Raw genomic sequence first — 16672 nt, forward strand, 5'->3', positions numbered from 1 at the left:
ATCTATAAAAATTTCATACTCGCCCAATAAAAGTGAAAGAGAGAGTATATCTAAATTAATAAATAATTTAGATTCATCAATCGCACTACTTCAGCGTAAGTTAGAAAAAATGAAAAATATTAAAGAATTTCTACTTAATAAGATGTTTGTAAGCGGTCAAGTAGAATTTCCTGAAATTAGATTTAAATATTTTAAAGATAAGTGAAATAAAAGCAAAATATCAAATATTGCGATTATTAAAACGGGCAATAAAGACGCAAATGCAATGGTTTCTTTTGGAAAGTATAATTTTTATACATCCGGCGTTAAAGTTTTTAAAATTAATACCTATAATTTTGAAGGTGAATCTGTAACTATTGCAGGAAACGGAGCCAATTTAGGACATATAAAATTTGCTAACGGGTTGTTTGATGCCTATCAAAGAACATATGTTTTAAAAACGATTGATTTAGAAACAAAGTTTTTATTTTATTTTTTAAAAAGCAACTTTAAAAAATACATCAAAAGAAAAGAGAACGGCGGCGGAATACCATTTATAGTTTATGATGATATTGCAAATTTTTTTATAAAAATAACTAACCCACAAGAAACGAATAAAATAGTTAATACATTTTCAATAATTGATAATTTAATTGAACAAACAAAAATAAAGTTATTAAAAATTCAAAATATAAAAAATGTACTAATAAATAAAATGTTTGTATAAATAAAAATATATTAAATTAAAAATTTTATTTGTTTATATTATCTTTTAAACAGATAAATAATTTTTATTTGATATCTTTTTTATATAATTTTTATATGGAAAATATTGAAAAGAATAAAATATTAGTTAAATTCGATGAAATTGCTCATCAAAGAAATTTTGTATACTCTCTTTTTGGAAACTCACTTGAAAAAGCAATTAAAGACAAACAACTTTCAAACCCATATGAGATAGTTATAGATTTACAATCTTTTTTAAAATTAAAGACATATAATAGTGAACAAATTTCAATTAATAAAAAATTCAGTGCTGATAATCCGCTTCCAAGCTTTAATTATTTTGGTGAAAAAATTTACTTAAATCTTTTGTTAGCATCTAATTCAAGTGAATTAAACTATAAAGCAATTAATAAACTACTTAATTTAATTAACAAAAAATCTGATGGCGATCAGATTTATGATTTGATTAATTCTATTTATTCTTACGATCCAGATATTTGAATCTTACTTTATTTTGATTATGATGAATCTTTATTAAAAATAAAAAAAATTACTAATATCAATCCTAATTATTATTCTGTTCACATTACCAAATCTAAATTAAAATTACCATATCACAAAGGATTTATTAATACAAAAAATGACTAAAACATTTGTAATAGTCATTTTTTAATATAATGAAAATTCTTGGTGAAAGAAAATAAAGTTTTCTGGTTTAATATAAAACTTGGCTGCGATACTAATGCTTTCATTGTCGTATCCTCACATTGTGATAACAACTAATTTATCTTCTCCAAACAGTTTTACATTTTCATATTTCAACTCATAAACAATATTTGTCAAACTACTTCTTTCAGCTAAAGTGTCAATAATAGGTTTATTTAAACTAATTGGTTCAAATTGATCAACGTTTTTTATAGATAAGAATATATCTGCTTCAGCAATGACTTTACCTTCAATTTCGTAAGTTGTACGAAATTGTCTGAATCCTTCAACAAAAATTATTCTTTTTTCATGAAATCAATCCGGTTCTGTTGGTTCTTCTATCTCAATACCTCTAACTCTGTCGGCACCCATTAAAAAACTAACGGGTTTAATTAAATTATAAAAATTCTCCGCTACAAAGTGACCTCTTTTGGATATTGTGTAAACAGCACCAAGCGCGTATAGTTTTTGATAAGCACCAACAACTACACTTCTAGAACATTTGAACATTTCCATTAATGCGTGCTCAGATGGCATAATTTTGTTTACAGGAACTTTTCTAGTTACTATTAAATCAATTAAATATTTTACTACCTCATTGGTTTTACTTAATATTTTTGGAGTTGCCTTAGAAACTAGTTCTTCATTAATTTTTTTTCTATTTTTTGCGTTTACCATATCACAATTTTACCAAATTTAAAATAAAAAAATTCTTATTTTTTTATCAATTTAAATATTGCGTATCCACCTTGCTCCATCTCAAAGTTTCAACCATAATTTTTTGTCTTGTTTAATAAAACGGGTTTAAAATGATAATCTCTCGAAATTTTTATGAAGTTCAATTTTTCATTTTTATAATTACAAAACGCGAACAGTAAGAATTCTTTATCTTGTTCAGGAGCTTTTCTAACTGTAACACTAGAATAATCGTCAGTATCTATAAATGTATAAGGGTCAGCAATTGTGTCAGAATTTGTTTCTTTTAAGAAAGGATATTCTTCACGTAATTTAGACATATATTGAATCAAACTATAAGGTGAATTCTCCACCTTAATAGCTTCTTCAATTACAGGCAATTGAGTTGCAGAAGTTAATAAAATATATTCTTCTAAGTTTTCGATTACAATCCCGTCATAAATAAAACAATTTTCTTGTGGATTTGATCATTTCATTGGTTCTCTTAATGATGGATCACCATAGTATCTTGTACCAAAATAATATAATTCATCACCTTGATAAATAATTGGATTTCCTGGTAATGCCATTAATTGGAATAAAGCAATTTTTAAATTATCTTTTTCTAATTCTGTTAGTTTTTTAGTCAATTGATGTGGTTTGTTTTTAGAAACTTCTTCTCTAAAAACATCTAATCATCTTTTAGTATCATGATTATCTATAAATGGCATTCATCTACTTATAGGTGAAGCTTCTTCATATTTTTTCACTAAATCTTTTAAATCTTTATACGGAATTCTAACATCTGTATTTTGTCTAAAATATTTGAATCCATCATAAACGGTGTTAAGACCTAATTCATTTCCGTCTTTTAAATATTGCAACCCTTTAAATGTATCGGTGAAAACTCATTCTCCGACCATAAATACATCATCACGTCCTGCTGGTTTTGTAATTTCATCACTTGCTTTTCTTAAAATAGAAAATATTTTAGCCTCATTAAAGTTGTTTTTAGTTTCTATTTCACTCGAAAAATATTCAGCTATTGCATCATATCTAAAACCATCAACTCCAACTGCAGTTCAAAATTTTTGTATTTCTACTAACTCGTCAATAACAACTTTGTTATCTAAGTTTAAATCAGGCATAGAATACGAAAATCTTGCTAAATAATGTTTATTGGTAGGTTTTTGATTAATCTTAGGAAAACTTTTTCTATAAAATTCTTTATCTAATTTAACGTCAGGGTCATTTATATCTAAATCCGGTTCAATTCTATAATATTTTTTATATAACTCGTCTCCTTCGATAGCTTTTTGGAATCAAGGGTGTTCAAAAGATGTATGGTTAAAAATTAAATCTAAATAAACTTTTATTCCTTTCTTATGTGCTGCACTTAAAAAATCAATAAATGCATCCATTCCACCTAATTGATCAGCAACATTACAATAATCTTTAACATTATATCCATGATAGCTTGATGACGGATGCAATGGGGATAATCAAATTTGGTCTACACCTAAATTCGATAAATAGTCTAGTTTATTTTTTAAACCAATAAAATCTCCTATACCATCATTATTACCATCTGCAAATGAATAAACTAAGACTTGATACATTATATTTGTATTCTTGTAATTTTGTAAAGGTTCCGCTTTTGGAGCGTTTTTTCATAAATCTTTATAAGTTTGATTAATGTTATCATTATATTTAGAGTCATCTCACTTAGCATATTCTTTTCTAAGTTGATTTTTTAAATATTTTTTATATATTAAATTGTAATATTTTTTTAATGCTTTATTTTTTAAATTCATAGTAATAGAATTATAATAAGTTATTAAAATTTAAAAGTATATTTATTTTTTTCTTGATAGGTGTAAACAAAAAACAACAGATCGATCTGTTGTTTTTTTAATATTATTTGTTATCTAATACATCTTGAATTTTATTTTTTAGGTCAGTTATTTTGTCACTTCTAGACATAGGTAATGTTGTTGTCTTTTTACCTAAAAACATTTTTAGTCTAGTGTCTTTTCCATTAATTGAAGGCATTAGGATTTTATCTTTGGTTACAAAACCAAATTTCTTTTTAGCGCTAATTGTAAATACTAATGCTATAAATGACATAAACATTGAAGATCAAATTAGTTTATAACTAAGATCATAACTTAGTGTATTATTAACTTCACGAAGTTCATTATTAATTGTTATTACATTAATTTGATTTACACTTTCAGGTTGTAATGAAATAATCGCAAATGCACTAACAAATAAAACTGTTACTAAAAAGTATAAACTTTTAAAATACTCATCAGCATTACCTATATTTTTATAAAGTTTATATTGCATAATAAACAAAATAATAAGAATGATAACTGCAGAAAATACAAATAATGTATTTAAAAATAGAAATAACTCAGTTAATTGATAAGTAGGGGAAGCTTTTTTTCAGTTTAGAACTAATACATGGCCAGCATTAATTCAATTTTTTTCGATTTCAATTCTATCGAAAAAATTAATATACATTACTATTTGGAATATTAAAGAAATAAATACTAATAATGTAATTAAGAATAAAAGAATTTTTCTTTCTTTATAATTTTTAAAATGTTCTAAAAATTTCATGTTAATTAATTCTGTTTTCGGTTTCTTTATCAAATAAATGTATTCTTGGTATTATGAATTCAACATACACATGTGAGTATAATTCAAATTCTTCACTATTTGATGCGTTAACAATAAACTCTAAATCTTCATTAACTTTTACTGCGATAAGTTGATCTTTACCAATTAATTCAATATTTGTTATTTTTCCTAAAACTGAATTTGGAACTTGTTTATTATGTATTTTTAAATCTTCAGATCTGAAACCAACAACTATTTTTTGATTTTCTTTTACATGTTGTTTAGCTTCTTCATCTAAAGTAATTTCTAAACTGTTATTTACTTCTGTTAATTTACCACCTTTGTAAACTGCGTCAAAAGTATTCATTGTTGGAGAACCAATAAATTTTGCAACAAAAACGTTTGCAGGTCTAAAGTATAAATCTTTACCTTTACCGCTTTGTTGGATTTTTCCATCATTAAACACGACAATTTGGTCACCCATTGTCATAGCTTCTAACTGGTCGTGTGTAACATAAATACTTGTTGTGTTTAACATTCTATGGATATTAACAATTTCTCTACGCATGCTTTCTCTTAATTTAGCATCTAAGTTTGAAAGAGGTTCATCCATTAAGAAAACAAGTGGTTTTCTAGCGATAGCACGTCCTATCGCAACACGTTGTCTTTGACCTCCTGATAAATCACGAGGTTTTCTATATAGATATTCATCTATTTTTAAAATTTTAGCAACATCCTTAACACGACGGTCAATGATATCTTTTCTTTCTTTAGCTATTTTTAATCCAAATGAAATATTATTATAAACATTCATATGTGGGTATAAAGCGTATGATTGGAAAACCATAGCTATATTACGTTCATTTGGTAATAAGTTGTTGTATCTTTTATTATTAAATAATAAATCACCTTTAGTAATTGAGTTAAGACCAGCAATCATTCTTAAAAGCGTAGTTTTACCACAACCTGATGGTCCTAAAAAGATACAGAAGGTACCTGGTTTAATTTCAAGATTAATATTTTCTAATGTATATTTTTCGTTTCCTTCATATTTTTTAGAAATATTTACTAAATTAATGTGGGCACCGCTATTTGTGGAAGAAATTTCCCCAACTTCAGAAAGCATCGAATCTAAATCAATAGTTTCAAAACCTGTTTCTAAATCTGAAGTCAAATTTTGGTCTAAATTGTTTTTCATATATTATCCTTTCACGGCTCCGTCACTTAATCCACCTACAATGTATCTTTGTAAGTACATAAATAATACAAACGCTGGAGCTGAAGCTAGTATTGAACCCGCAGCATAAGCACCCGCATTAACGTGTTTAGGTTCAGTATCAATAAAGTAACTTAACCCAACAGCAAGTGTTGTATTTTTTAATTCAAATAAAACAAACTTAGGTAAAATAACGTCTGTAAATGGTATCAAGAATGATCATAAAGCAACCATAATTAACGCAGGTCTGATAACTGGAACTAATATTTTAAAGAATAGCCCTCAGTTATTGCATCCATCAACTTTTGCCGAATCATCTAGTTCTGATGACACTGTGTCTAAATAACTTTTCAACATAAATGTATTACCAGAAATTGAACCACCTGCATAAATTAGAATCAACATAAATATTGTTGGGAAGCCTAATGAATTACCCATTCTGATAAGTAAATATAGCGAAATTAGAGCTGATGTAGCCGGAATCATTTGAAGCATCATAATAACTGTCAATGAATGCTTAGAACCAGCAAATTTAAATCTTGAATATGCATAACCATTTAAGGCTACTGCTATTGTTGAAATAACCATTGTTAATACGGCTATTAGTATTGTATTGAAATATCATCTACCAAAATAACTTTGCTCACTTGTGAATAAGTATGTAAAGTTTTCTCACCCAAATTTAAATGGTGTGATGGCAATAATACGTGGGTTGTTTATATTAAAAGCAGAAATAATTAGAGAAACAATTGGGAAAAGCACAATTATTGCTCAAACTATTAAGATTAAATAATTAAAGAATAATCAAATTATTTCCATTGTTGTAGGAGGTTTTGAATCTGATTCATTAAAATTTAATCTTTTTTTGTCTAGTTTTTTATTATTGACTTTTATATCATCAAAAATATGTGAATAAATTCTTTTTCTAGAAAACATCTCTTAATCCCTCCTTGACATTGATTTAATAAATCCACGAGCACCAAGTGAAATACTGAATAATGCGGCTAAAGTTGTTAAAGCGGCAGCGAAAGCTTGATCTCCGGCAAATTTAACTGTACCAAGTGTTAACTTATAAACTCATGAAATAATGATATCTGTTGAAGCTTCACCAAACACAGTAGGATTCGCAAAAGCAGGACCACCACCTGTGAATATAGAAATTGTTGTAAAGTTATTGAATGAACCAACAAATTGTCCAATTAACATAGGTGCAATTGAAAGTAATAATGAAGGTAATGTTAAATATCTAAATAACTGTGCACCTCTTGCACCATCAACTGAACCAGCTTCGTAAATATCTTTTGGTATAGATTGTAAGTTACCTGTCACTAACATAAAGATTCAAGCATAAGCAATTCATGTTTGAACTATAATAACAAGAACTCTAGTTGTACCTATTTCAGCTAATCAGTTTTTGGCATCACTAATTAACCCTATTTTAAGCATAATTAAGTTAATGAAACCTTGGTCCCCACCTTGGAACATACTTTTAATAAATGTAAGTGTAACGAACGCAGGAATTGCTCAAGGTAAAATGTAAATAACTCTAAATACTTTTTTAAATTTAATTCTTTGGCTGTTTGTTAATACAGCAATTATAATACCTACACTTATCGGAATTAATGTAGATAATATTGTTCAAATTATTGTTCAAACAATAACTCTTTGTAATGATAATAACAAGTTATTTTCTCTAAATACTCATCAATATCCTCACATCTTAAGCCCTACTCAATCAACTGTTTGAGACGGAGCTTGATGCTCATAACCGAAGTTGGTAAATGAAATTAATATAGATGTAAATATCGGTGTTGCAACGATGAAAATCATTAAGAATCAACCGAATAGTGAAATCATCCATGGAAATCCACTTGTATTTAATCATCTTTTTGTATGTGTTCATTTACTTGGTCTTGAACCATATTCTAATTGTTTAGCAACACGATAAGAACTAATCGATGATACGGATAAATACGCTAATGCGAAAACTAATAAAACAACCGAAATAACACCACCAAATATATATAAACGAGCATCCGTAAAAATACCTAGTGATGAATTATGAAGTCCTTTTCCAAGGTCACTAAATCCTGGAATTCCACCCATTTTACTTCAATAAGCACCAAATGAAAATGGAATAATAATTGTTCATATAAAAGTTGATAACAATGTTAATAAAGTACCTTTAACATATTGTTTGAAGAATAATAATTCTGATAATCCAGGAAAAACAAATCCTAAAAATGATGTTAGGAATCTTAAATTCTTCATTGTTTCAACTGGTATAGTTTTTTGCGCTTCTGTTATTTTACTTTCATATATTTTTTTGTTAACTTTAACTTCAGAAAATTCCCTTCAAAATGCTGTTCTTAGAATTTCTTTATTAGACATTAACATTGATTTTAATTTTGTTTCACGAATAGTTTCTTTTTTATTAATTTTATATTCGTAAATTTTATTTTTGTAAGCTTGTTTTGAAATTTCTTTTGAAGCTATTTTACGTTTTAATTCTGCTTTTTCATCTTTAAATTGCTTAATAGCTTTAGATTTTGCTAACTTAAATTTTTCGTTATCTGTCAATAATTCAAAACTTAAATCATCGATATTTTTGTTATCTCTATTGTTAAGTTTTTCTACTTCTTTTTGTTTAAGAACTAAAAGTTCATACTTAGCTTTTATTTTTTCTTTTCTAAAGGCTAACCTAGTTTTTCTAGAATCAATAAATAAATCTCTTAATGATTTAGATTCTTCTAAGTTAAATTTACCTTCATAAGTATATTTAACTTTACTTAAACCAACTTTTTCTTTGTATTGTGACTTTAATAAATTTTTGAATTCGTAATATGTTCTAAATAAATTAATTTTGCTAAAAAATTGAGAATGAGCAATTTGAACAAAATGATTTTCTTTATTTTCGATTAAGAAATCACTTAATTGACCATTTAATTTATTAGAAATTTCCTTCGCTTCGTCTAGTGTAAAAGTACTCTTGAATGTATAGTCTAATTGAGGAATATCAATTTCATTTTTTGATAAAAAACTCATAAAATCTTTGGTGTTTTGTATCATTGAGCGATATTTAACTAATTTTAATTGTTCTTTATAGTTTGATTTTATTTCTTTAATTTGTTTGTTTGAATTATCGATTATTTCTTTTACAATAGCTTTATTTTTTGTTTCAGCATTTAAAATAATCTCTTTTTGTTCTTCAATTTTCGCCAACGCTTTTGTTTTAGTTTCTTTTGCACGTTCTAGTAGTTCATTAGATTTTTTTGTATATTCATATTCTAATTCAAGTATTTTCTGTTTAGTTACTAACTTAATTTCTTCTGTTTCTTCAATGAAAAGTTGTTTTTGTAACTTATAAGTTCCTTCGTATTTTCTTATTAATTCTTGTTTACGATTGTATAAACTTATTCTTTGTTTTTCAACTGAATTATAAATATTAGTGAAATATTGATTTGGATTATCAAGTTTTTTAACTCATTCCTGCTCTATTGGTAATAGATCGTCGTGAATTAGCTTAATATCAAAATCGGTCTTACCTGTTTTTTTAATATAAATATACATTATGTTGTAAATAGCGAATTTTTTAAACAATTCTTCTTCATCAACATAAGTTTTTGTTTTTAATTTTTCTATGTTATCTAATTTGACATCAATTTCATCAGCGCTTTGTTGTAAAGAATAAACAAAATCTTTTGCATATTTTTTTGTATCCTTTAAAGACGCCTTAATTTTATTGATTTCAAATTGCAACAAGTTGATTGTTGAATCTGCGTATGATAATTTTTTAATAGAATCTTTTAAAACTGCAAGTTTATTCTTGTAGGCAACTTTGTGACTCGCAAGTTCTCTTTTTAAATTATCTTGTAGTTTTGTTCTTGCTCTTAAGTATAAATCTTTGTCTATACTTTCTTGAGACTTTATTCTGTCCCTTGTTCTCAAAAATATGTTTCTTACTTGCTTTTTGTAAGCTGCCATATTACCTGAGCTTTGGGGTAAAATATTATCAAATGACTCGCCATATCAATTATAAAGTTTTAAATCTTCCATAATTATTTGCTTCGTCCTTTGTGTATTTTGTATCATTCATAATAATGAAATTTTCTATCTATGTGGTATTTTAACATAAATACAAATAATGTAAATGCATTTATTCCTGATAAAAACGAAGCAAAGATACCTACCCAGAATTGAAATTTAGTATATTGGCTTGTTTGCTCTGAACCACCATAAAATGGCATTGCAATAAAAGTTATAAATACTAAAATTCAAATTATAAAGAATAGATATCCTGCTTTAATTTTATTTTTTAAAAGTAATATATATACCAAGAAAAATATTATCACGAATGAGTTTGCAATGTAAGATATTATTGTTTTCATTGCTAATTGTGAAACAAGTTTACTAACTTCTTCGTCATTATTATTTGCTTCAATTTTATTAATATAATTAGGATTAATACCATAACCAAATGGTATTAAAACCCAAACTAATAATGTTACTGATAGTAACGCTATTAATGAAATTAAAATATAAAATTGTTGTTTATTAATATTTGTCTTGTATTTTTGATACATATTTTATTAATTGTTAGCTGGTTTTTTTGGATCGAAAGCAACTGTAAGTGACGCTTTACCTGTAATAGATTTAGCTGTTTCGCCAAATAAGTAACTTAAATGATCTTCGATAGCAGCAACAAATTGTTCTTTGTTATTAACTGAATTTTTAATTTCTTCCAATTTAACTTTGTTACCAACTGTTTTTTCGTTTCAGTTTCCTCATACTTGACCAAATTGAGGGTTAGAGTTATCAATACGTCTTTCTTGAGTTGACAAGATTCCAATTCCACCTTCTTGGATTGTTCTACTTGAAGCAACAACTTGAAGAACTTTATCAACACTTTTTAGTTTGTTGTATTCAGCAGTTTTTTCAGTAACTTCGTCAAATGTAACTTCAGAAGGTTGACCATCAGAATTAACCATTTTACCTTCAGCATAAATTCCTGCTGTAGCATTTCTTACTTTAGCAACGTTAACAAAGTTAGCTAAATATCCTTTTACAGCTTTTTCAATTACATCAGCTGCAACTGTTGTTTTTGCAACTTCTGAAGAAAAGTCTTTAGCTCTTTGGATAACACTATTAATTAAGTCATTTAATCCAGTTTCATCATTTACAACATTTGAAAATGATTGAATTAAAGCTTCTTTTTCATCACCATTATCTCCGTTAGCGCCGAAAATGTATTTTTCTACCTTTCTAACGTGTCATGCGTTATTACCTTCCATTAATTCCGAAAATTTTGGATTTGTTATTGTAGATAATCCACCTTTAATAACACCCTCACCAATTTGTCATTGTTGATTATTACCTTGAAGATCAGCAAGATTTGTCAATCCTAATATTGCTGAAAGAACGTTTCTAAGTGCATATGAATCTTCTAAACTATTGTTAAGAGTTGTAAATTGTTCGTTAGACATTTGATCAGGTTTAACGTTATAGTTCCCTCTTTGATCTTCGGGTTTTAATTTAACTTCTTCTTTTGTTAATAATTGGTATGTTGATTTAGGTAATTTATTAGCATCGTTTAAAGGATCTGAATTTGTTTCGATGCTTCAAGTATTTCCTAATAAACCACTTCTAGCTAATTTAACAATCGGTTGAACTACTTCTTGATATTTTACAATTAAGTCTTCAAAATTTTTGAATCCTAAATCTGTTGCAAATTTTGCTACTTCAGCATTTTTCTCTGTATTAACTCTATTGTATGCTTCTTGAACTCTTGTACGTTCTGCCTTAGCAAAAGGAATTTTTGAATCTCTTTCAAAGTATTTTAAGTATGGTTCAGTTTTAAAAATAATCTTAATTAATTCAACGATAGCATTTTTTCTTTCTTCTGAAACACCATTATTTCTTGCGTTAATAGCGTATGATCATGAACCTGATGCTTGTAAGTATTTATAGTCATCTTTTGTATTAACAACGTTAAAGAATGATTTTGCATTTGCTGTAGATTGAGCATTTTGAATATCTCATGTTCCTACTAAAGCAAATTTTATTTTTCCTTCTTTCATTAATCTAAATGAAATGTTTTGAGCATTACCAACATCTGAACCTAAAAATGATACTAAGTCAGCTTGAGAAATACCTTTTTTCCCTCAAACAGTTTGTCCATAATCAACTGTGTTTTTCTTAAAAGCAGCTTCATAAATTGGTCACAATAAATCACCAACTACATCAAGAGCTTTTTTAAATTCTGGGTGGAATTTGTCTGATTTAATAAATCCTGATTTAACTTCATTATTATCACTATAAAGTATTTTTGACATTAAATAATCAGCTGCTTCACCGTTTTCAATTTTATCTTTTTGTAATTTATCGAAAACTCCACCAAAGATTCCGTTTCCAAATCAAAAGTCTTGAATTCTTAATAACGCTTCACCACTTGTAACTAATTCCGCTAATGTATCAGTATTTGCATTTTCTAAAATTTTTCTTGACTCATCTTCGTTTTCGCTAGATGCCATAACTATACCTTCAGCGTTATGTCTTAATGCTAAAAGTTTTTTAACTGTACCAGCGTTTATATCACCTTTAATAACACCTTCTACAGTACCAAAATCTCTCATTTCTTTAATTTCTTCAGCAGATGTAACTCCCAATTGTTTAGCAAGTTCATCAAATAAAGTAGGATCAAATTCATCGATTTCAGCTAATGAACCTGTTTGTGCTGTACTTGTAATTCTATCGTTAGGTGCATAAAATAAATCAGGAACTTGTTCATCTGTTAAACCTTGTGTGCCGAAATCTAAGGCACCAAAAACGTTTTTGTTAATTGTTTGAATTTTGAAACCTTTTTCCTTAGCATAAGGTGTTTCATTAAATTCTTTAATAACTTCATTATAAAAGTCTTCTTGGGCTCCATCAACAGCAATAACTATTTCTTTTCTATTTGCTCATGTGTTACCTGATGAACTTTGTGTTGTAGAACCACAAGCAATAACTGTTGAAAGAGATGCGATACCCGCAACTAAACCAGTTGATAATAATAATTTTCTTTTCATTTTGTCTCCATTATTTTTTTACTCGAACGCTAATTCATTTTTATTGTAAGCGACGATTAAGAATAGGATACTTATGGGTGTTAACATTAATAATAAACTAACTACACCAATGATTGCAATCCATTTATTGAATTCTGTCTTTCGCAATATATAAAAGACATGTACCGATAAAATCAAAGCAACCAAATAAGATGTGAAATATATAGATATAAGAATTCTAGTAGTATATTTTTTTATTTCTAGAATTAAACTAACTAAATACCTGTCTTTTTCTACCTCTTTTGCTAAATTTATCAAATATAAAGCAAAAATTATTTGAAGAATTAAAAGCACAATACTTGAAAATATAAGAAATAAGTATTCTAAAATTTTAGGCTTATATTTTCTTTCTAAAGGGTACTTGCCTAGAAATAACCATCTAACTTTAGTTTTAAAGGGGATTTTCTTTATTTTATATTTCTTTTTCATATCCTAATTATAATTTTACAATAAATTTATTTATGATATTTCTACCTTTATAAATTTAATCATTTTTTGTCATTCTAACTTGATATATCAAGATGAGTGTTTTATTTTTGTTCTTTTTTACCAATTAAGAATGCAGCTAATTTAACTCCATCTTTACCTTGTATAAGAGTAGGGCTTTCTTGAGGATTAGATTCATCAATTAATTTTGCAGTTATGTTTTTAGATAATAAAACTTTTTTTATCTCAAACTCTTTTTTAAGTCAAACATTTGAAATAGGTTTATTATCTCCGTTAAAAATAAATAATACATATGTTCCGTCGTGATTATCTCTTAAAACTGTTTCATTATATTTAAAATCATCTTGGTAAATTTCAGGTCTTAATTGATAATCTAATACTATTTCGGGGTTAGCTATATTTTCAACTTTTTGTTCACTTACAGATGGAAAATCTTTTCTAACTTGAATTAATTTAGAAACAAGTTTATAAAAACCATCAGGATCAGAGATTAAATATTCTGTATTACCTTCACCAACAGATGCCTTAGGTAAAATTTGAGCTCCGTCTCTTTCGTCACTAAAATAAACTTGTTTAGACATATCACCTCAATACCAAGGTTCACGAACGTTTGTATCACCTTCTCCTTTATTACCGCCTTGCATTAATATTTCATCACCCATGTAAAGAGTCGGATATCCTCCTCTTGTTAATAATGAAAATACTGCATATTCGTATGCTGATCTTTCTTGATCACTAAGTGTATTAGGTTCTGCACCTACCTTACCATGAGAAACAGTATTTCTAAAATATGTAATTCATCTATCAACATCGTGATTTTCTAAATGAGGCATTCATTCTCTTGCAATCCCGTTTTTATCTTTAAGACTATTTAAAACATTTCTTTCGTCTTGGGGACTAATACTTACATTTGTATTGTATCTTCATTTTGTTGCATCAATTAAAGAACCTATCGCCATAGAATCATCTTGTTTATTAAACCAAAAATCTTTCGAATTTCCTTTATCTGTAGCGCCAGCAGGATCACCTCATCACTCACCGAACATGAATGGAGAATTTGAAGATCTTGTTACACCTTCTTTTTCAGCATCAGCATAACCTTTTTCCGCTGCTTTTCTTCATTCAGATAATAGTTTAGTTGTTGTAGAAGCGCCAGACTCTGTACGTTTAAATCTATTTTCACTTTGGAAGAAATGATAGAATGCATCGTATCTAAATCCGTCTACACCTTTTTTAGCTCAAAAGTAGTGAATATTTTTTATTTCTTCTTGTAACCTAGAATTAAATAAATTTAAGTCAGGCATACCTGATCAAAATTCTGCCACTCAATGTTTATTTGTAGTTCTTACTGGATATGTTTTACCATCATAATCTGTAAATTGAGAACCGTTTTGAGGTATTGCTTTAAAATAAGTTCTTAAGTTAGAATCATCAACACCTTCTCTTTTTGCTCTTCCTCCACCAACATTTGTGTAAAAATTATAAAAACTTCTATATGTTGATTTATCATTTAAAAGCGCACTTTGGAATCATGGATGTTCGTATGAAGTATGATTGAAAGCCATATCTAGAACAACCCTAATTCCATTTTTATGTGCTTCAATTAAGAAAGCATCAAAAGCTTCCATCCCGCCAAGTTCTGGAGCAACTGCTGTATAGTCAATTGCATCATAACCATGATATGTAGATGCTGGAAATATAGGAGACAAGTAAAGAGTATCTATTCCTAAATTAGTAAAATAACTTAGGTTATTTTTTAAACCAATAAAATCTCCTATACCATCTCCGTTCCCATCTGCAAATGAATAAACCATTAATTGATATACAACATTAGATCTCTTTGCTTTGTTATTAAAAGGAGCAATAGCTTTTACATTTTCGGCTTCGTCAGAGTATGTAAAATTATTTAAACTTTTTTGTCTATTTATCTCTACAAATTTTGGATTATTTCAACCAATTCAATTTTTTCCTGATTCTTTTCTTCTTTTTTGAAAATCGCTTTGTTCGTAAGCTACCAATTTGCTTTTAGCATTATCATCAGTTTTTGTTGTCGAACAACTTAAAGCAATTAATGATGTTGCTGGAGCTAAAATACCAGCTGTTAAATGTAATAATTTTATTTTTTTCTTCATAGTATTATTAATTATAGGCAATTTTAGAAAATTTCCCCATCATATATTATCTATTTTTTTTAACTTGATACATCAAATAGTACTATATTAAAAAAATACATTAAGACAATGTATTTTGGTTAATCAAGTAATATAATCCTATTAGTGCAGAATCATCTCCCATTTCATCAAAAACTAATTCAACATTATTAAAATGGTTAAAATCACTAATCTTTTTAGCTTCTTCAAATGCATCTATAACAAATTTTTTGTTTGCTAAAGCTAGGCTACCACCTACAAAGAAAACTTGGGGAGCAATAATTCCTGCACTAATTGCAAACATTCTTGTTAATGCGTCTTTTGCTTCAAAAATTATTTTTTTAGCAATTTCGTTAGTTGATTCTAATTCGAAAACTTCTTTTGCATTATTAGCAATCTTATAAAATTGAGCTTTTGTTGCTATTCCACTGCCTGAACAGTGTAATTCTAATGCATAATCATTTATTAAACGATGTTTTTCGCTAAAATTTGTTGTCGATACAGGTATTTGCGCAATTTCTTGAGCATAATAATTATTACCATGATAAATTTTATCATTTATAACTAAACCCGCACCAAAACCGGTACTAATTGTGAAGAATTGACTAACATTGACATCTTTAGTATATTTATTATGATTTGCTAAAGCCATAGCATTTGCGTCGTTTTCAAAGACAATTGACTTTAAGTTAGTTTTAGATAATAAGTAATTTTTAACATCAAAGTTTACTCAAGAACCTAATAAATTAGGGCTTTTTAAAACAATACCATTTTTATAATCGCTAGGCCCAGGTATACATAAAGCAAGGTGTTCAATACTATATTTATTAACTTGATCAATTATTCAATCGCATGTAATTTCAGCACTATTAATATTTGTTTGTGTTTTATTTTTCATCAATATTTTGGCATCTTTATCGAATAAGGCAAAACGCACATTTGTTCCACCAACATCTACTGTTGCATATTTCGTATAATTCATATTAATATTATATATTGTTATTATATTTATTTAATTAAAAATAATTGCATATAAATGCAAT

General features: G+C 27.4%; 13 protein-coding genes. 2 read left to right on the top strand and 11 right to left on the bottom strand.

What is annotated here, in order from left to right:
- Positions 1 to 706: restriction endonuclease subunit S (locus KQ876_RS03065; protein WP_216490226.1), on the top strand; the 706-nt coding region annotated here is incomplete at its 5' end.
- Between the two features lie 95 nt (positions 707 to 801).
- Entirely contained in the window at positions 802 to 1353 is a 552-nt protein-coding gene (locus KQ876_RS03070; protein WP_216490227.1) for a hypothetical protein, read from the top strand.
- Positions 1354 to 1374: 21 nt separating this feature from the next.
- Here the strand turns inward: KQ876_RS03070 and KQ876_RS03075 are convergent, their stop codons facing one another.
- The 11 genes from KQ876_RS03075 to KQ876_RS03125 all read right to left on the bottom strand — a co-directional run bounded on the left by KQ876_RS03075 (position 1375) and on the right by KQ876_RS03125 (position 16611).
- A complete protein-coding gene (locus tag KQ876_RS03075) occupies positions 1375 to 2088 on the bottom strand; it encodes a winged helix-turn-helix domain-containing protein (protein WP_205852122.1) in 714 nt (237 codons plus the stop codon).
- Positions 2089 to 2123: 35 nt separating this feature from the next.
- The gene (locus KQ876_RS04460; protein ID WP_216490228.1) at positions 2124 to 3899 is read right to left on the bottom strand and encodes an alpha-amylase family glycosyl hydrolase; all 1776 of its coding nucleotides are present in this window, start codon (positions 3897 to 3899) and stop codon (positions 2124 to 2126) included.
- Between the two features lie 103 nt (positions 3900 to 4002).
- Positions 4003 to 4710, bottom strand: coding sequence for a hypothetical protein (locus KQ876_RS03085; RefSeq protein WP_216490229.1), 708 nt, complete (start codon positions 4708 to 4710; stop codon positions 4003 to 4005).
- 1 nt (position 4711) lies between these two features.
- The gene (locus KQ876_RS03090) at positions 4712 to 5908 is read right to left on the bottom strand and encodes an ABC transporter ATP-binding protein (protein WP_205852125.1); all 1197 of its coding nucleotides are present in this window, start codon (positions 5906 to 5908) and stop codon (positions 4712 to 4714) included.
- A 3-nt stretch (positions 5909 to 5911) separates the two neighbouring features.
- Positions 5912 to 6862, bottom strand: coding sequence for a sugar ABC transporter permease (locus KQ876_RS03095; protein ID WP_205852126.1), 951 nt, complete (start codon positions 6860 to 6862; stop codon positions 5912 to 5914).
- Positions 6863 to 6865: 3 nt separating this feature from the next.
- Entirely contained in the window at positions 6866 to 9982 is a 3117-nt protein-coding gene (locus KQ876_RS04465; RefSeq protein ID WP_216490230.1) for an ABC transporter permease subunit, read from the bottom strand.
- 2 nt (positions 9983 to 9984) lie between these two features.
- Positions 9985 to 10509: a hypothetical protein gene (locus KQ876_RS03105; RefSeq protein ID WP_205852127.1), complete on the bottom strand. Its 525-nt coding sequence runs from the start codon at positions 10507 to 10509 to the stop codon at positions 9985 to 9987.
- Positions 10510 to 10515: 6 nt separating this feature from the next.
- Positions 10516 to 12993, bottom strand: a complete 2478-nt coding sequence (locus tag KQ876_RS03110) for a hypothetical protein (RefSeq protein WP_216490231.1) — start codon at positions 12991 to 12993, stop codon at positions 10516 to 10518.
- Between the two features lie 18 nt (positions 12994 to 13011).
- The gene (locus tag KQ876_RS03115) at positions 13012 to 13461 is read right to left on the bottom strand and encodes a hypothetical protein (RefSeq protein WP_205852416.1); all 450 of its coding nucleotides are present in this window, start codon (positions 13459 to 13461) and stop codon (positions 13012 to 13014) included.
- Positions 13462 to 13562: 101 nt separating this feature from the next.
- A complete protein-coding gene (locus tag KQ876_RS04470; RefSeq protein ID WP_216490232.1) occupies positions 13563 to 15611 on the bottom strand; it encodes an alpha-amylase family glycosyl hydrolase in 2049 nt (682 codons plus the stop codon).
- 100 nt (positions 15612 to 15711) lie between these two features.
- A complete protein-coding gene (locus KQ876_RS03125) occupies positions 15712 to 16611 on the bottom strand; it encodes an ROK family protein (protein WP_205852414.1) in 900 nt (299 codons plus the stop codon).
- Positions 16612 to 16672 lie beyond the last annotated feature (61 nt).

This window comes from Mycoplasma sp. CSL7491-lung, assembly GCF_018913965.1.
GTDB lineage: Bacteria > Bacillota_I > Bacilli_A > Mycoplasmatales > Metamycoplasmataceae > Mycoplasmopsis.